This window comes from Croceitalea vernalis (assembly GCF_031846405.1).
Lineage (GTDB): Bacteria > Bacteroidota > Bacteroidia > Flavobacteriales > Flavobacteriaceae > Croceitalea > Croceitalea vernalis.
The window spans coordinates 298,368-315,040 of sequence record NZ_JAVRHU010000003.1 but is presented as its reverse complement, the minus strand read 5'-3'; the positions used below and the strand labels follow the sequence as shown (position 1 = coordinate 315,040).

The 16,673-nt window shown below is 33.2% G+C and carries 15 protein-coding genes and 1 other RNA gene; 8 read left to right on the top strand and 8 right to left on the bottom strand.

The annotated features are described in order from the left end of the window. Nucleotides 1–14 precede the first annotated feature (14 nt). The 4 genes from glpK to RM520_RS11805 all read left to right on the top strand — a co-directional run bounded on the left by glpK (nucleotide 15) and on the right by RM520_RS11805 (nucleotide 5,579). Complete coding sequence (glpK, locus tag RM520_RS11820) at nucleotides 15–1,496, top strand: glycerol kinase GlpK (protein WP_311388157.1); 1,482 nt, start codon at nucleotides 15–17, stop codon at nucleotides 1,494–1,496. A gap of 10 nt (nucleotides 1,497–1,506) precedes the next feature. Next, on the top strand, nucleotides 1,507–3,183 hold the full coding sequence (locus tag RM520_RS11815; RefSeq protein WP_311388156.1) for a glycerol-3-phosphate dehydrogenase/oxidase: 1,677 nt from the start codon (nucleotides 1,507–1,509) through the stop codon (nucleotides 3,181–3,183). 211 nt (nucleotides 3,184–3,394) lie between these two features. Then, on the top strand, nucleotides 3,395–4,543 hold the full coding sequence (gene galK, locus RM520_RS11810; protein ID WP_311388155.1) for a galactokinase: 1,149 nt from the start codon (nucleotides 3,395–3,397) through the stop codon (nucleotides 4,541–4,543). 16 nt (nucleotides 4,544–4,559) lie between these two features. Then, the gene (locus RM520_RS11805; RefSeq protein ID WP_311388154.1) at nucleotides 4,560–5,579 is read left to right on the top strand and encodes a UDP-glucose--hexose-1-phosphate uridylyltransferase; all 1,020 of its coding nucleotides are present in this window, start codon (nucleotides 4,560–4,562) and stop codon (nucleotides 5,577–5,579) included. Nucleotides 5,580–5,832: 253 nt separating this feature from the next. Here the strand turns inward: RM520_RS11805 and RM520_RS11800 are convergent, their stop codons facing one another. Both RM520_RS11800 and ssrA read right to left on the bottom strand, forming a co-directional pair. Then, entirely contained in the window at nucleotides 5,833–7,080 is a 1,248-nt protein-coding gene (locus tag RM520_RS11800; RefSeq protein WP_311388153.1) for a site-specific integrase, read from the bottom strand. A 237-nt stretch (nucleotides 7,081–7,317) separates the two neighbouring features. Further along, nucleotides 7,318–7,716: a transfer-messenger RNA gene (gene ssrA / locus RM520_RS11795) on the bottom strand. Nucleotides 7,717–7,840: 124 nt separating this feature from the next. Between ssrA and RM520_RS11790 the strand changes: the two genes are divergently transcribed. Together RM520_RS11790 and RM520_RS11785 are read left to right on the top strand one after the other, a co-directional pair. Further along, entirely contained in the window at nucleotides 7,841–9,037 is a 1,197-nt protein-coding gene (locus tag RM520_RS11790) for an NAD(P)-dependent oxidoreductase (RefSeq protein WP_311388152.1), read from the top strand. An 86-nt stretch (nucleotides 9,038–9,123) separates the two neighbouring features. Continuing rightward, nucleotides 9,124–9,402, top strand: coding sequence for a hypothetical protein (locus RM520_RS11785; protein WP_311388151.1), 279 nt, complete (start codon nucleotides 9,124–9,126; stop codon nucleotides 9,400–9,402). Here the strand turns inward: RM520_RS11785 and RM520_RS11780 are convergent. Then, nucleotides 9,399–10,511 (bottom strand): Sb-PDE family phosphodiesterase, encoded by a 1,113-nt coding sequence (locus RM520_RS11780; protein WP_311388150.1) that lies wholly within the window; start codon nucleotides 10,509–10,511, stop codon nucleotides 9,399–9,401. The genes RM520_RS11785 and RM520_RS11780 overlap by 4 nt on opposite strands. Nucleotides 10,512–10,624: 113 nt before the next feature. On the opposite strand from RM520_RS11780, the gene RM520_RS11775 reads away from it, so the two are divergent. Continuing rightward, nucleotides 10,625–10,828 (top strand): hypothetical protein, encoded by a 204-nt coding sequence (locus RM520_RS11775; protein ID WP_311388149.1) that lies wholly within the window; start codon nucleotides 10,625–10,627, stop codon nucleotides 10,826–10,828. A 390-nt stretch (nucleotides 10,829–11,218) separates the two neighbouring features. Here RM520_RS11775 and RM520_RS11770 read toward each other — a convergent pair whose 3' ends face one another. The 4 genes from RM520_RS11770 to RM520_RS11755 all read right to left on the bottom strand — a co-directional run bounded on the left by RM520_RS11770 (nucleotide 11,219) and on the right by RM520_RS11755 (nucleotide 14,252). Further along, nucleotides 11,219–11,872 carry a DUF1361 domain-containing protein gene (locus tag RM520_RS11770; RefSeq protein WP_311388148.1) on the bottom strand — a complete coding sequence of 218 codons (654 nt, stop codon included), beginning with the start codon at nucleotides 11,870–11,872 and terminating at the stop codon, nucleotides 11,219–11,221. A 77-nt stretch (nucleotides 11,873–11,949) separates the two neighbouring features. Then, nucleotides 11,950–13,296, bottom strand: a complete 1,347-nt coding sequence (gene creD / locus RM520_RS11765; RefSeq protein ID WP_311388147.1) for a cell envelope integrity protein CreD — start codon at nucleotides 13,294–13,296, stop codon at nucleotides 11,950–11,952. A gap of 49 nt (nucleotides 13,297–13,345) precedes the next feature. Next, complete coding sequence (locus RM520_RS11760; protein WP_311388146.1) at nucleotides 13,346–13,642, bottom strand: winged helix-turn-helix domain-containing protein; 297 nt, start codon at nucleotides 13,640–13,642, stop codon at nucleotides 13,346–13,348. Between the two features lies 1 nt (nucleotide 13,643). Next, on the bottom strand, nucleotides 13,644–14,252 hold the full coding sequence (locus tag RM520_RS11755) for a hypothetical protein (protein WP_311388145.1): 609 nt from the start codon (nucleotides 14,250–14,252) through the stop codon (nucleotides 13,644–13,646). Between the two features lie 90 nt (nucleotides 14,253–14,342). Between RM520_RS11755 and RM520_RS11750 the strand changes: the two genes are divergently transcribed. Further along, nucleotides 14,343–14,711 (top strand): DUF1801 domain-containing protein, encoded by a 369-nt coding sequence (locus RM520_RS11750; RefSeq protein WP_311385891.1) that lies wholly within the window; start codon nucleotides 14,343–14,345, stop codon nucleotides 14,709–14,711. Between the two features lie 3 nt (nucleotides 14,712–14,714). Here the strand turns inward: RM520_RS11750 and RM520_RS11745 are convergent, their stop codons facing one another. Next, nucleotides 14,715–16,670 carry a DUF3858 domain-containing protein gene (locus tag RM520_RS11745; protein ID WP_311388144.1) on the bottom strand — a complete coding sequence of 652 codons (1,956 nt, stop codon included), beginning with the start codon at nucleotides 16,668–16,670 and terminating at the stop codon, nucleotides 14,715–14,717. Nucleotides 16,671–16,673: the final 3 nt, after the last annotated feature.

Below are 16,673 nucleotides of genomic sequence, written 5' to 3'. Positions count from 1 at the left end.
TTAAACTTCATAGCATGATTAAAAAATACGTTATAGCTTTGGATCAAGGTACAACCAGTACCAGAACGATTGTCTTTAACCAAAAAGGAGATATAATTTCTATTGCTCAAAAAGAATTAAAGCAATACTATCCTCAATCAGGTTGGGTTGAACATGACGCCTTAGAAATATATAATGATCAATTAGAAACCTTAAACAAAGCGATTTCAGGCTCTGGTATTAATCCGGAAGAAATCGCATCTGTTGGTATTACAAACCAACGAGAAACAACAGTCGTTTGGGATAAGATAACAGGAGAACCAATTCATAAAGCTATAGTTTGGTTAGATAAAAGAACAACTGACATTTGTAAAGATTTGGAAGATAAAGGGCTTTCAAATTATATTAAACAGAATACAGGACTTGTCATAGATTCTTATTTCTCGGGTACCAAGCTAAAATGGATTTTAGACAATGTAAAAGGAGCTCAAGAAAAAGCCGAAGCTGGCAAACTTATGTTTGGTACTATTGATAGTTGGTTAATATATAAGTTCACCAAAGGCAAAAATCATGTCACTGATTATACCAATGCATCACGAACTTTAATTTACAATATTAACAAGCTAGATTGGGATGAAAAACTACTTGAAGAATTGAATATCCCTAAATCGGTACTTCCAAAAGTACAAGATTCATCTTCAGATTTTGGATCAATCGATTATAAGGGGACATTATTACCGATTTATGGTGTTGCTGGGGACCAGCAAGCAGCCTTGTTTGGGCAAGGAGGTTTTGAAGAAGGTATTGCCAAAAGTACATATGGCACAGGTTGCTTTATACTTTTAAATACTGGTGAAAAGCGGGTGGAATCTAAAAAAGGTTTGCTTACCACCTTAACATGCAGTCTAGAAAATGAGCGAGTAAACTATGCCTTAGAAGGCAGTATTTTCGCTGGTGGTGCTTCTATACAATGGTTAAGAGATAGACTAAAGATTATAAATAATGCTACTGAAACAGAAGCTATTTGTAACAGTATTCCCCCATTGAAGAATGTTTATGTAGTACCTGCTTTTGCTGGTTTAGGGGCGCCACATTGGGATTCGGAAGCTAAGGGAAGTATCTATGGTCTGACCTTGGATACGGGAAGAGAAGAACTTATCAAGGCTACAGTTAATTCTTTGGCCTACCAAACCAAAGATGTTATTGGCGCAATGGAAAAAGATTACAAGAGTAAAAGCGTCACATTAAAAGTAGATGGCGGCGCAAGTGCCAATAATTATTTAATGCAGTTTCAATCAGATATTCTTAATGTTAAGGTAGATAGACCTAAAATGATTGAGGTAACTGCATTTGGGGCAGCATTATTAGCAGGTATAAAAGCTGGTATTTGGATCAAAAATGACATCGCAAAAATTAGAGATATAGATACAGTATTCGTACCTAAAATGGATAAGAATTCCAGAAAATTAAATTACAAAGGCTGGAAAAAAGCAGTTAAAAGAACAAAAACAAATTAGGCTTTTGGAGATGGATAAAATGATGGGGTTTTCAATTTTAAATAGAACGGCGCAAATTGCAAAATTACAGAAGATTAAATTTGATTTAGCCATTATTGGTGGTGGTGTAACCGGTGCCGGAATAGCCTTAGATGCAGCTTCTCGAGGGTTAAAAGTATGTTTGGTTGAAAAGAATGATTTTGCTTCAGGAACGAGTAACAAATCCACCAAATTAATACACGGCGGTTTACGTTATCTGAAACAATTTGAGATTGGTTTGGTAAGAGAATCAGGTTCAGAAAGAGCCATAGTTCATAAACTTGCACCTCACTTGGTTATACCTGAAAAGATGTTATTACCCCTGGTTAAAGGCGGAACCTATGGTAAAATGATGACTGCAATTGGGCTTCAAGTGTATGATTTTTTAGCTGACGTTAAGGGAGATGACAGACGTAAAATGTTAGACAAGAAAGAAACCTTGTCAAAAGAACCATTACTCAATAAGGACGAAGTTTTAGGAGGTGGACTTTACGCAGAATATAGAACGGATGATGCCAGATTGACCATAGAGATTTTGAAGAAAGCGGCGTCTTACGGAGCGACTATTGTCAATTATTGTGAGATGGAATCGTTTAATTACGATGATAATCATAAGGTTAAAAGCCTTAACTGCAAAGATGATAACACAGGTAATACATTAAAAATAAAGGCCAGAAATTATGTTTCAGCGGCCGGCCCTTGGGTTGACACTTTAAGAGCCAAAGACCAATCAATGAACAAAAAGCATTTGCATTTAACCAAAGGTGTGCATATCGTTTTTCCTTACGAGAAATTACCGGTTAAACAACCATTGTATTTTGATGTGCCCGATGGTAGAATGATTTTTGCTATTCCAAGAGGAAGAGCAACCTATGTAGGGACTACAGACACAAATTATTCAGGTAGTTTAAATAGGGTTGTGGCAACAATAGATGACGCCAACTATATTATAGCAGCTGTAAACAACACCTTTCCTGAGTTAAATCTAACTGTAGATGATATAGAATCTAATTGGGCAGGATTGCGACCTTTGATTCACGAAGAAGATAAAGACCCTTCTGAGTTATCAAGAAAAGATGAATTGTTTATTTCTGATAGTGGCCTAATATCGATTGCAGGTGGTAAATTAACGGGTTACCGTAAAATGGCAGATCGCGTTATTGAAGCTGTATTAAAAACTATGAAGAAAAAACATATTTCAGAATTAAAAAAATCTGAAACAGCTGAAATACCCCTTGTCTCACCCTCCCTTGAAAATTCAAAAAATGTAAAAAAATATCAGAAAGAGTTGGAGGCGAAACTATATGAAATGGGTATTACCAATACTTATCACGCCTGGTATTTGTGTACAACCTATGGTAAACAATCAGAAATTATCCTTGAAAAATCCAAAACCTTTGAAAATAATGATGTTTTAGAACGCCTTATTAGAGCTGAACTTTGGTTCAGTATTCATTATGAAATGACTAATAGTTTATCTGACTTCTTTGTGCGCCGCACAGGACGTTTGTATTTCAACATAGCTAGTGTCTCAAAGTATATTAAAATTACTCTTAATGATTTTGTTACTTATTTTAATTGGGGAGAGAATAGAATTAGTGACGAAGTAAAAATTATTAATTCTTTGGTGCAAGATGCTACTGTTTTTTATAATGAGGAGTTTAAATGAGTATAATTGGTCATAATCATTTAATCATATAGTCACGGTTTCCGTCGACACCACACATTATAATAATTTTCAGAACACGTCCAATTGAAATAGATATACTGACTCTTTTAAAGGATATTGTTGAATTAGGTGACAACCTAATATCTACCCATTTTAGGTTTATGAGGCAGTTCAATATTCCAAGTTTTTATATTTATTTAGCAAAGTTATCATGAGTAAAAAAATAGTTAAAAAAGTAAGCCAAAGTTTTAAAGACCAATTTAAAACCAAGCCTCTGCTTGTATTTTCTCCAGGTAGAATAAACCTTATTGGAGATCATACAGATTACAACGAGGGTTTTGTGTTTCCAGCAGCTGTTAATAAAGGTATTGTATTGGCTATTGGTAAAAATGATACTAAAAGCTGTAAAACGTATGCGTTAAATAAAAAAGAGTTTTATGAATTTGAAACCAAAAATATAAAGCCTTTACCTAACGGTGGTTGGAGAAATTATGTGCTTGGAGTTGTTGGTGAGTTATCACAAATTGGTGTGAAAGTTGACACATTCAATGCTGTTTTTGCAGGTGATATTCCTGCTGGAGCAGGGATGTCATCTTCCGCAGCATTAGAAAATAGTTTTGTTTATGGCTTAAACGAACTCTTTGATTTAGGGTTATCTAAAGATGAAATGATTTTAATATCGCAGAAAGCCGAACACAATTTTGCAGGTGTAAAATGCGGCATTATGGATCAATATGCAAGTATGTTTGGTGTTAAAAATAGTGCCCTTCTTTTAGATTGTAGAACTGTTGAATCCAAACCATATAATATAGATTTTGAGGGGTATAGGTTAATGCTGGTCAATACAAATGTAAAGCATGATTTATCAGAAAGCGCTTATAATGATAGGCGTGCTGTATGTGAAAAAGTATCTGCTTTGTTGGGTGTCAATGCACTTAGAGATGCCACAAAAAAAGATTTATATACTATAGAATCGGATATTTCAAAAGAAGACTTTCAAAAAGTGCTTTACGTTATTAATGAAAATGAACGTGTGCAACAATTTTCAGAGGCTATTCAGAAGAAGAATATTACAGCTCTAGGAAGATTGCTTAATGAATCTCATGAAGGGTTAAGCAACAAGTATAAAGTTAGCTGTAAAGAATTAGACTTCTTGGTAGAGCAAGCAAAAGAGAACTCTAATGTATTAGGGTCTAGAATGATGGGCGGTGGTTTTGGTGGTTGTACTATCAACCTTGTTAGGAAAGAAGGGTTTAAAGAATTTAAAAAAGACGTTTCCAAGAAATTTAAAAAAGAATTTAAGAAAAAATGTTCTGTCTACAGTGTGAAACTTTCAAAAGGTACCCGAATCATTAACTAATAAAAAAGAAGAGGTAATGACGAATAATTTACAAGACTATTCCCATAAACGTTATAATATTCTCACTGGAGAGTGGGTTTTAGTATCCCCACATAGAGCAAAGCGACCTTGGCAAGGGCAGAATGAAGCTATATCTAATAAGCAAAGACCTAGCCATGACTCAACTTGTTATTTATGCGCAGGTAATACTAGAATTAATGGTGAAAAGAATCCAAAGTATGAAGACGTTTTTGTGTTCACCAATGATTTTGCCGCTTTACAATCTGCATCACCTAGCTTTTCTTTAAACGAAGGATTGTTTAAAGCCAAAAGTGAACAGGGTATTTGTAAAGTAATTTGTTTTAGTCCAGACCATTCTAAGAGTTTAGCGAATATGGATGTTGCTTCCATTACTAAAGTGGTTGAAGTCTGGCAAAAGGAATACAAAGAACTCGGTGCAATTGACTTCATCAATTATGTGCAGATTTTTGAAAATAAAGGAGCTGTAATGGGCTGCAGTAACCCCCATCCTCACGGACAAATATGGAGTCAGTCAGAATTACCAAATGAAGTGGAAAAGAAAAATCAGCGGCAAAAAGCGTATTTTTCTGAAAATAATAGTAGCTTATTGGGAGACTATCTAACTCAAGAATTAAAAGCCAAAGAACGCCTTATTTATCAAAATGATGATTTTGCAGTTGTAGTTCCTTTTTGGGCAGTTTGGCCTTTTGAAACGATGATTATCCCAAAAAGAGTTGCAGCAAATATTAATCAACTCTCTAGTACAGAAAGAACTTCTTTTGCAAAGGCGATTTCAAAAACAACGAAGGCTTATGATGGCTTATTTAATTGTTCTTTTCCATATTCTAGTGGAATTCATCAATCTCCTACGAACCAAGAAGCTAATGAGCATTGGCATTGGCACATGAGTTTTTACCCTCCATTACTGCGTAGTGCAACGGTTAAAAAGTTCATGGTAGGTTATGAAATGTTTGGTTCGCCACAGCGAGATATTACTGCAGAACAAGCCGCAGGCCGATTACAAAATTTAATTTAACACTTTCAAGTACCTAAGCGCTTTCAAGTTTAATAACTAAGTTAGAACTAAAAGTCTTAGATAAGATTAATTCAGTTCTTAAGTTTTAAAAAAGACATATTTAGACTTGCAAAATAGCAGATTTAGTCTACTTATAGCGACCGTTTAAATAGACCATTCTCAACATAATTAATAACTCTTTACAAATCGCACCTTTAGTAAAGGGTTTATTATGACGTGAGTTTTTTTTCATTAAAGTGCAAATAAACGATATTTAATTTATCGACTTCTTGTTGCTTTCCTTAACATTGATTCCCGACAATTTCTCCTTTAAAACCGACATATCATCACTAACCTTTTTATTAATGATTTGAGCATAATGCTGCGTAGTGCGTAAATCTTTATGCCCTAACATTTTACCCACAGTCTCGATAGGTACTCCATTGGAAAGTGTCACTGTTGTTGCAAAGGTATGTCGCGCCAAATGTGTGGTCAAGTTCTTTTTAATACCACAGAGGTCACCAATTTCCTTTAGATAAGCATTGGCCTTCTGATTGCTTAGAACGGGTAGTACGCATTCTCCATCTAACACTTTTGGGTGGTCTTTGTACTTTTCTAATACAGCTAGTGCGTTAGGGAGTAGGGGAATACTAAATTTTGCATTGGTTTTGGTACGTTTTGCTTCAATCCAAAGATTTCCATCAATATTTCTGACCAGATTGTCTTGATTCAATTTTTTTACATCGATATAAGCGAGCCCCGTATAGCAGCAGAATACAAACATATCCCTGACCATAGCAATTCGTGGCCAGTTGATTTCAAGGTCTACCAAGCGTTGTAGTTCTTCTGCGGATAGAAATTCGCGGTCAACCCATTTAAACTTAGCTTTGAAATTATAGAAAGGGTCATTTTCAATCCATCCGTTCGCTACACTCAACCGAACAATCTTTTTAAAGTTATTAATATACTTTAAAGCACTATTATGGTTGCAATTTTTTATTGACTTCATGAAGTAGTCAAACCGAGTTATAAATTTTAAGTCTACACTTCTTACCGGTAAATCCTCTCTCTTATAATCATGTTGGATGAATTCTGCGATATGATTTCTAGTGGTGAAATAGCGCTTCCATGTTCCGATGGCAAATTCCTTATCTACTAGTTTTTTCATTTGTTGGTTATGCTCATCAAAAATTTCTAAGAGCATTTTAACCTTTCTATCCTTTCCTTGATAAATGTTTTTAATATCTACCGCCGTAAATGGATTTCCTTCTTCAATAAGCTGATGTTGTATTCTGTTTATTTTATAGCGTATTGTGGTCATAAACTGATTCAATTCTTCGGCTTCAACACCTTTTCCCTTTAATTTATTCATTCGGGAGTCCCATTTAGACGGGTCTATTTTTCGGTTCAAACTTATTCCTGTTCGTCTCCCATCTACTGTAATTCTAAGGTATAGACCCGCTTTTCCGTTCTTGTCGCGACGCTCATCTTTTATGTAAAAAAGTGTAGAAAATGAATTCATAGGTTTTTAGGTATCGATTTATACCTATTAAAGATATAAAAAATAAATTATAGAGTTTTATAATTACCTAAAAAAGAATGAATTACAAAGAAATCGACACCATTTTTATTTTTTAAAATAGGTGTCGAATAGGTGACTTTTAGAATGGTATTATTTACCTATATTTGAATATATATAAAATTAAAAAATCCTGTAAATCAGATGTTTACAGGATTTTATATTTATTTGGTGTTCTAAAAGTGGAGCCGGGGAGAATCGAACTCCCGTCCAAACAAGCAATTAAAAGGCTTTCTACATGCTTAGTTTTTGTTCAATTTTAGACGCAAGACCGACCAAAAACCGCCTATCTTACGCTTAGCTTCTTAAAGTTTTAGTGCTATTGTCAAAGCGAACAAAAGCCTTATGTTGACTTTTATGGTGCCTCAAAATGAATCGCCGTCAACAAGGGCTATTCTGAGACATCTCGCTTCGCTACCTAGTAGCGACGAGGCTAATCTTACTATAATTCAGATTAAGCGGCAAGAGCGTAGTTATTATCGCCAATTAAAAGTGTGGAATAGATTTTAACGAGCATTACTTCCATAGCTCGGCATGCTTACATTCCAATTGGTCTCGCTGTCAAAACCAGTCGGCCCCATTATTTCAATGAACAATTTTTAAAAGGATGGCAAAGTTACAATATTTATCTACCTATGGCAGAAAAGTTTGCGTACCCTTTGTAATCCACTTAATTTAGGTCAATAATTATACCAAAGCTAATATGAAGTTTGGAATCATCAGAGAGCGCAAGAATCCACCGGACAAAAGGGTTGTATTATCACCAAAACTTTGTAAAAATGTTCTTCAACAACATTCCAAGGCTGAACTTATTGTTGAGCCTTCGCCAATTCGTATTTTTTCTGATAAAGAATATCAAGAAGCAGGAATTAATGTGGCGTCAGAAATGGAAGATTGTGATGTGCTGTTGGGTGTAAAAGAAGTTCCTATTGAGGCTTTAATACCAAACAAAAAGTATTTTTTCTTTTCTCACACCATAAAAAAACAACCCTACAATAGGAAATTGCTTAAAGCTGTTTTAGAGAAGAATATTGAATTATATGATCATGAAGTAATCACTAATCAGAATGGACAGCGTTTGGTGGCTTTTGGACGATATGCCGGTATAGTTGGTGCATATAATGGCATCCGTGCTTATGGCCTGAAGTATGATGTATTTGTTTTACCCAAAGCAGAAGATTTAAAAGACCAAAAAGCTTTGATTGCTGAGCTTAATAATATTCAATTACCAAAAATTAAAATTTTACTTACAGGTAAGGGTCGTGTTGGTAACGGAGCAAAGGAAATGCTGGATGCTATGAATATGAAAAGAGTTAATGTAGCCGAGTATCTGACCGATGACTTTAATGAACCAGTTTATTGTCAAATAGATGCGTCTGAATATAACAAGCGTAAAGACGGTGTACGTGGTAATAAAGCCGACTTTTTTGCTAACCCCGAAGACTACAAGTCTAATTTTTTTAGATTTAGTAAGGTGACTGACTTTTATATTGCAGGACACTTTTATGGAGATGGGGCTCCTTTTTTATATACAAGAGAAGATGCCAAACACCCTGATTTCAAAATTAAAATGGTAGCGGATATTAGCTGTGATATTGATGGTCCAGTAGCAACAACGATTAGACCTTCAACAATTGCTGATCCTATTTATGGTTATGACGCCAAGTCAGAAAATGAAATCGACTATAAACAAGAAAACGCCATAGCAGTTATGGCAGTTGATAACCTACCTGCAGAACTACCTAGAGATGCTAGTGACGGCTTTGGTGAAGCTTTTTCAAAATATGTAATCCCTGCCTTTTTTAATGGAGATAAAGATGGAATTCTTGAAAGAGCAAGAATGACTCAAAACGGTGAATTGACTAAAAATTATAAATATTTACAGGATTATATAGCTTAAACGGTCGCTGGTCGAAGTTTAAATTTGGTTAACATTCTATTGATTACTTTTTTGTATATTCCAAATTCTAATTTTTAACCAACCAAGTGAAATTTAATTGGATTTTTTCAAATAACGCAGACAAAAACCTACAAAAACAGAGTGTTGAACTTGAATATCGTCTAAGACCTAAAATCACCAAGTTTTTAATGGAGCATTTAGAACAAGAATGTTGTGGTGATTTTTCTTGTTTTTATTTTGATGTTGATATGAAAACTCAACGGGTATTGCTTTCAGAAAAGACACCAAAAAATTTCTTTGATAAAATTAAGAATGAATTTGATATTCAAATTAATCGACCTCAAAATTTATCTTCCGTTAGTTAGTCCAATGAAATAAACCAATTAATTATTGGATGTGATTTAGGGGCATCATAAGCGCTAATTGCTTTTAATTGCAAGTTTAAAGAAGTCAGTTTTTTTAAGGTTTTTACTTGTAATGTTTTTGTTTCACCTCCTTTAATTTCAAAAACTGGTGAGCTTGAGTAAAAGGTATAATCCATTGTATTTTCAAATAATATATTATTACTCGAAATATTTTTTAGCTCAATTTTTAGTATTTCGGTGTTCGAGATATACGTAGCATTCTCTATTTTAATACACGCTTTTAATAAAGGTTTTACATATTCAGATTTGCCTACAATTAGTTCATTAAAAACGGCTACTGTTCTACCTTCGAACAAAGCTTCCTTTAAACTTGCTTTTGTTCTTTCTTTAGAAAAAACTAGGGTAACAGGTCTAGTATAACCTTTTTCAATATAGTCCCAATCAATTAGACCATGAATATCACTTGTACCCATAATTGTTAGGTCATTTTCAAGTGCTATGGCTAACGCTTCTTCTGAATAGTCAGTTGTGTTAATGACTTCAATACCATGCAATTCTTTGTTGGCAATTCGCTCTTTTTGAAAATTACTAAGTATTGGATTACCTTGAGGTTGCTGTGCATACCAGGCTGGATGATTCCAAAAAACAAAAGCGCCCTGGCTTTTGGCAGCAGCGAATTGAGCAACAGAATCTTTTTGCATTAAAGAATTGACGTCAGAAATAAAGATGGCGTTGCTGTGGCCCGCTGGAGCCCTTCTTGTAATTTCGGTACCATGAATTAACATTAAATCATGATTTTTCGCCTCTTCTAAGGCAATTTGGTAAGATCTATTTCTGTCGGGGTGGGGAATATCGGCTAAGTGGGGTTGGTATTCAATATGTTCGGTTAACGAGATAACATCTAAATTATCTCGCAATGCTTCTTGAACACGAATGGTGGGCCAAACATTACCATCTGAAAACACGGTATGTTGATGCAAATCGGTTTTTAAAGTAACGTAGCCGCTAATATCAGGAAAAGAAAGTGCTCTTGTGCTCTTATGGGAGTGTTCTTGACTTTGGGAATTAAAAAAACATAAAAGGGCGGAAATAAAAAATAAGTTTTTCATGGTTATTAGTTTAACTTCTCAAATATCTTTTAATATAAGCACCCGAATTAATCAGCTGTTTATTTAAAAGGTTAAGAAAAGATTAATAAAAGCTAATTCGATAATTTTATAAAATGAATCCAGCCGAAGAATATATATTGAGTAGGGAAGAGCCTTACCGAAGTATCTTGCTACATATTAAAGCAGTTATCGAAATGGTCATTCCTGAAGTTGATATGAAATACAAATGGAACATTCCTTGCTTTTACGATGGTAAACAGCCCATATGCTATTTGAATACTTTCTTTTTTAAAACATACGAACGACTATCAAAATAATTACTTTAGGGAACCTTTAAACCAATAATGAGATTTAATTGGATTACTTCCCTGGATACCACTAATGAGATGAAAAAGCTCTGCGTTGATTTGTAATATAGACTAAGAGAGAAGATTTCAAAATTCTTAATAGCGAACAGGGATGATTTAATGGATGATTTTGATAAGCTCGTGTTCGATATCGATATGGCAACTAAAGAAATAAATATCCCAGAGGATTCTCCTCTTTATTTGAAAAGTATAATTCAAAAAGATTTTAATCAAGAATTCAATATTAATTATCCTCATAAAAAAGTGGAATTAGATAGTTGCTAAATTGCTTTTTCTCTTAACGTTGAGTTTTCTTACTGTCTTAATCCTATTGTAAGTTTTAATAGAATGACGGCTTTTTTAATTTTTATCAACTTTATTACTATCTAATTTAAATAGTGCTATTAACATAAGAAGGCCAAAAATAATTGTGGTAATCCATGCCAATGGCTGCGTTATACTCTCTAGCATCATTAGTATAGTATTCATTGGGTTAAAGAAAAAATCCCAACTATTTAAACGTATTACCCTGCCTAGGTAAACTCCAAACCCACATAGAAAAGAGATGAATACAGTAAAAACCCCAATAATTTTTTTAGGGTAATTAAGGCTATAAAACTCTTTCATAATTCTGAAAGAATAAACACCAGATAAAAACCCTGTTAGCGCTGCTATAGAAATTATCAGAGTATCTAAGAGAAGATAAGTTGAAGTAGAAAATTTAAGATGAATAAAGTCGGTTATAATGTAAGGAGCATTTGGAAGAAAAAGCAACCATAAAAATGTGAATACTGCTTTGGTCCATCGTTTTGCCATCAATGACGGATTTTTATATAGAATAAGCGTTATAACTAGAGGTATTAAGGCTAATATTAGATTCCAGCTTAGAAAAAGCAGAAAAACTTCCTTAGTTACTTTAATTCGAAAAGCTAAGAGTACAATAAATAGAATAAGACCAAAAATTAATTGTCCAATTTCTTTGAATTTTTGATTTACGAGTTCTTTTATTTTCATTCTTTAAGTTTTTATATGATTTTAGAAAGGATTACTGCGGTTAAACAGCAACCCCTTCATCAACCAACTAACATATTCTATGATTGACTCCAATCTATTTTTTTAGAGGCAAACATGATAATTGCCAAAATCACAAACAGCCCGATACTACCTACCAGAAGTGCATAATTTTCTAATTGAATAATGACAAAAATAAAAGTGTACAATGCTGTCATAGAAGAAAATATTAGTAAAGGAAATTTTATATTTTTTAGGATGGTCTTTGAATACATGGTAATAAGTCCAATTACAGCAATACCAGCAATTAGATAAGCTTTTAAAAAATTTTGATGCTCTGAAATAGAGATTAATAGCGTGTAAAACATAACAAGGGCCAATCCAATCATTAAATATTGAAATGGATGGATATCAATTTTACTAATGATTTGAATCAATAGAAAAACAAATAAGGTTAAACCGATTATCATAAGTCCATATTTACTGGTTCGCTCTGTTTTTTGATAATCATCAATAGGGATAATCAAATCAGTTCCAAAAGAATATGCTGATAAATCAGGAAGCTTATCGAAGAATTGTTGTCCAAATTGACGATTGGTTTCTAATACTTTCCAATTGGCCTCGAAACCAGTGGAACTTATCTTTTTTGATTTATCATCTGGTAAAAAATTACCATTGAAACTTGGGGAGTGCCAATCAGATACCATATGAGTCAAGGTTTCCCTTCCAACAGGAATAAATTGTAGTCTTTCACTACCATTTATTTTAATGTCAATACTAAAGGCAATATTTTTCTTATGATTTTTTTGAAGATTATTTATATGACCACTTGAGAGTGTACTCATATATTGGTTATCAAATTGAGGTTTTAAGGAGAAGGAATTGGTATTGAGTTTCACTTTAATTTCATTTTGAATACCCTTTAAATTTGTTGTTTTTATAAGAACAGTTGACTTATCCCAAAGGATGTCTTCATCGGGAATCTCTTCCGAAGAAAAATCAAAACCTTTAAAACTTCCAGTCAGTTTTATATCCGAAGTAAAAACGACAGATTCGTAAATCCCCCTTTCTAGAGATTCAGTGGCAACATTGGAGTCAATGTTTAAAGTTTCGGGTAAGAAGTATGCGTTGTGAAATACATCTTCATAGGTTTTAATATAGGTTTTTGATTGCGCATCATAGGTTTTTTCCTCTTTATAAGTCTTGTAAGGGATTTTGATTATCGGACCATATAGGGTGACTTGATTTCCCCATTTTTGATTGATTTCTTGGATCACCTCCGTTTGTCTAAAACCACGCTCCCTAATAAGTTCTTTAACAAAGCTTAAAGGAATGAGTAATATGAGCAAAATAAAACCTACAATTACCATTCTAGCTGTTATTGATGTTCTAAACCAGTTTCCGAATTTTTGTCTTTTTGATTCCATATTTCAATATTAAAAGTACTTTGTATTTCAAAGTAAGTTGTTAAAAAAATTATTCTTTTTGTTTGATAATGTTTTCAAGTGCTTCAATGTGTTTACTAAAAGCTATTCTTCCACTCTTTGTAATCATATATTTTGTGTTTGGTTTTCTATTAATAAATGACTTTTCAACCACTATATAATTGGCCTTTTCCAGAGTTTTTGTGTGGCTGGCTAAATTTCCATCTGTAACACCCAACAATTCTTTTAGTGCAGTAAAGTCCGCACTTTCGTTTACAACGAGAATCGACATAATACCCAAGCGAATACGATGATCAAATAATTTATTGATATTATCAATTAAGCCCATGCTAAGCTTTCTCGTCTTTAAAATAAATTAAACTACCATAGATTATATGCAAAAAACCAAAGCCGATGAGCCAAAACCAAAAGCCATAACCAGGAAAAGCTGCACAAATAAGACCTAATAAAATCTCTGCGTAACCAAGGTATTTTACCGTTCCAAGAGTATATTTTGAAGCACTAACTAAACCAAGACCATAAAATATAAGCATTAAAGAACCGGTCAAACCGTAGTGTTGACTTCCTAGTTTTATTAGTATATAAATGCCTCCAGTAAACAAAGGAACTAAAAAGCTGATTAGTAATCTTTTTGTAGTGGAATCCCATATTTTTTCATTGTTTTTCTTCGCTTTTTTGGAAGTTAAAAGGTATGCGGTAATTACACTTAAGGTAGCTACAGTCACTAATATTCCAATAATGAGTTTAAAGTTCCAACTATGTAAGGTTAGATAGGTCCCAGGCTCCGGTAATAGAAAGAAATAGGTGACAATAGCACCGGTAATGGCATAAAGGCCTGCTAGTATTCCGGATAAGCCACTAAGTGATATAAACCTAGAAGAGCGGTTCATCAAATCTTTGATTTGAGAAATATCCTCCAAATATTTTTTTGAACTCATATTAAAGTACTTTGAAATACAAAGTTAATTATTTTTTTAATCTAACCAAGAATTTATTTTATAATTTCGAGTATAACTTCTGTTTAACGTATGAATCCAGCCGAAGAATATATATTGAGTAGGGAAGAGCCTTACCGAAGTATTTTGCTACATATTAAAGCAGTTATCGAAATGGTCATTTCTGAAGTTGATATGAAATACAAATGGAACATTCCTTGCTTTTACGCTGGTAAACAGCCCATATGCTATTTGAATGCCTCTTATAAGGGCAAGTACGTAGATGTCGCATTTTGGAATTCTTCTCATTTGACTAAGCATATTGAACTTATGGTTAGTCAAGATAGAAAAGTAGTTAAATCTTTACGATACACTTCTCTTCAAGAAATCGATGATGTAATTTTAGCTGAGGTTCTAAAAGAATCTTATGCCCTTAAAGCCAATGGGTTTTATAAAAAGTAAGTGTTAAATTTTTTGAATGTTGACAAGGGAATTTTTCTGAATGATTACAGCTTCATTGAAAAATGCCTGAAGTGCCTCATAATTTTCAGAATCAAAATAATAGTTTTTCAATTGAAATAGAAATCGAACATTTAACTGTCCATTTTTTTCTAAGCATTTAAAATCAAGAATTCCATGATTATTAGGCAAGGCAATGGCCTTATTTTCTGGGAGGGAAATTAACTTATATTCCTCAGGAATTTTAATGGTCAAATTATATTCATAGGAGTAAGGATATCCAAAATCAATTGGAAAATTTCTACTTTCTCGCAAAAAAGGATTTTTTGCAAAAAACTTAATAAGAATTGGATTAAGATAAATTGCACCATCTTTAAGCGCATTTTCGATACTAAAATCATAAGATTGCATCACCAATTTATCAGTACTTCTCTCCTTTTCTAACTTGTAGTCGTCAATAAAGAATTCTGAAGAAGTAGAACCTTCGATATCGTCTAAATATTCAGGCTCTGTTTTGGATTTTAGGGTTTTATATTTTGCAATGGCATTATAACCTTGATTAATTTCCCTGATTTTACCGGTTATTTCTCCTAGTTCAGGATTCAAGGTTGCATTACCTCTAATCACTACTTTATTCTTGTTTTGAGGTACAATATCATACCAATAGCTATCTTCTTTAAAATCCATTACACGACCATAATGGTTTAAACATCTGAATGGTAAAAAACCAAAGGAATTTATTTTGTCGCTTGCATCTAAAAGATAGGTTTTGCCACCAATTTCGGTTTTTGCAATTACATAATTAAAATCTGTAATTACGGGTTGAGATTTTTTCGGTAAACCATTTTGGCGTGTTGAAATCAGCATTAAATTTGTTTTAATATCTGCCGCATTCAGCATATTAATTAATGAAATATTGATTTCTCCAATGTTTCCAACTTTTTCATTGAAAGCTTCTTTAACACGAATATTCTTGTAAATACCATATTTACCGTTCCATCTAAAGTGCTTTTTAACGAAATTAAATATGTTATTTGCTGTTTCAAGGTCACTATTTCCTTGAAGATTGTTTTCTTCAAACTGTTTTGTGAAAAATAAACTTTTTCCCAATTGCCGGCCAATATCTTTATCTTTTTTGAACTCAGAATCTACGGATTTCCATGTCTTGGAGTATTCTTTTTTGGTGCCATCCAATTGATAGTGTGTGGCTAGCTCAAAATCTAATCGTGCAATATAATTTTCTGCAGCCAGCATATACTTTTCTTTTTTGTCAAAAGCTGGAATATCTTTCATGGCATATTTAATCACTTCACAATTGACTTCCCTCGCTATAATTGATGGTCTAAAACAATTATTTTTGATACTAACATCCTTTATACTCAGCGGTAAGCTTCCATATAAACTTCGATTATAATAATAAGTACCAGGAATTTCTGCGTTAAATTCACTGTAAATTTTTGGAATATCAGATTGAAAATCCCAACCATCTAGATTAAAGAAAAATGGTGTCTTTATTTTATAAGAATATTGAATAACAGAATTTACTTGGATATTGGGCATTGTTAATTTTGTAATGGACCAATTTTCACTTGTATCTTCCTTAAAAATGTCTTTTTGACTCAAAACTGATTTTACAATACCATTATGTGTGATTCCTTTTATATCGTAAGCTATTTCTTTTGAGCTATCATTATGATATAACGGTATTTCAATATTGGCTTGCTCAAAGCCTTTTTCTTTGAGTATTTTAATTTTTACACTATAATTCTTTATTAAGAAAATGCGTTGTTCTATGACCTGAAATTTATACTCTCCCTTTTCAGTCAGAACAACAGCATTGGCTGTGGTATCTTTTTCATAAACCTTAAGATCGATTTCACTTTGAGTGACTTTATCAAAATTATATTGGCCGTTGAAGATAAGGGGTGCAAGAATGAAACTTAGAGCTAAAAATATTCGCATGAT

What these genes read in the sequence shown, in the direction of transcription:
- glpK (WP_311388157.1), top strand. Translation starts at nt 15, where the DNA reads ATGATTAAAAAATACGTTATAGCTTTGGATCAAGGTACAACCAGTACC.
- RM520_RS11815 (WP_311388156.1), top strand. Translation starts at nt 1,507, where the DNA reads ATGGATAAAATGATGGGGTTTTCAATTTTAAATAGAACGGCGCAAATT.
- galK (WP_311388155.1), top strand. Translation starts at nt 3,395, where the DNA reads ATGAGTAAAAAAATAGTTAAAAAAGTAAGCCAAAGTTTTAAAGACCAA.
- RM520_RS11805 (WP_311388154.1), top strand. Translation starts at nt 4,560, where the DNA reads ATGACGAATAATTTACAAGACTATTCCCATAAACGTTATAATATTCTC.
- RM520_RS11800 (WP_311388153.1), bottom strand. Translation starts at nt 7,080, where the DNA reads ATGAATTCATTTTCTACACTTTTTTACATAAAAGATGAGCGTCGCGAC.
- RM520_RS11790 (WP_311388152.1), top strand. Translation starts at nt 7,841, where the DNA reads ATGAAGTTTGGAATCATCAGAGAGCGCAAGAATCCACCGGACAAAAGG.
- RM520_RS11780 (WP_311388150.1), bottom strand. Translation starts at nt 10,511, where the DNA reads ATGAAAAACTTATTTTTTATTTCCGCCCTTTTATGTTTTTTTAATTCC.
- RM520_RS11775 (WP_311388149.1), top strand. Translation starts at nt 10,625, where the DNA reads ATGAATCCAGCCGAAGAATATATATTGAGTAGGGAAGAGCCTTACCGA.
- RM520_RS11770 (WP_311388148.1), bottom strand. Translation starts at nt 11,872, where the DNA reads ATGAAAATAAAAGAACTCGTAAATCAAAAATTCAAAGAAATTGGACAA.
- creD (WP_311388147.1), bottom strand. Translation starts at nt 13,296, where the DNA reads ATGGAATCAAAAAGACAAAAATTCGGAAACTGGTTTAGAACATCAATA.
- RM520_RS11760 (WP_311388146.1), bottom strand. Translation starts at nt 13,642, where the DNA reads ATGGGCTTAATTGATAATATCAATAAATTATTTGATCATCGTATTCGC.
- RM520_RS11755 (WP_311388145.1), bottom strand. Translation starts at nt 14,252, where the DNA reads ATGAGTTCAAAAAAATATTTGGAGGATATTTCTCAAATCAAAGATTTG.
- RM520_RS11750 (WP_311385891.1), top strand. Translation starts at nt 14,343, where the DNA reads ATGAATCCAGCCGAAGAATATATATTGAGTAGGGAAGAGCCTTACCGA.
- RM520_RS11745 (WP_311388144.1), bottom strand. Translation starts at nt 16,670, where the DNA reads ATGCGAATATTTTTAGCTCTAAGTTTCATTCTTGCACCCCTTATCTTC.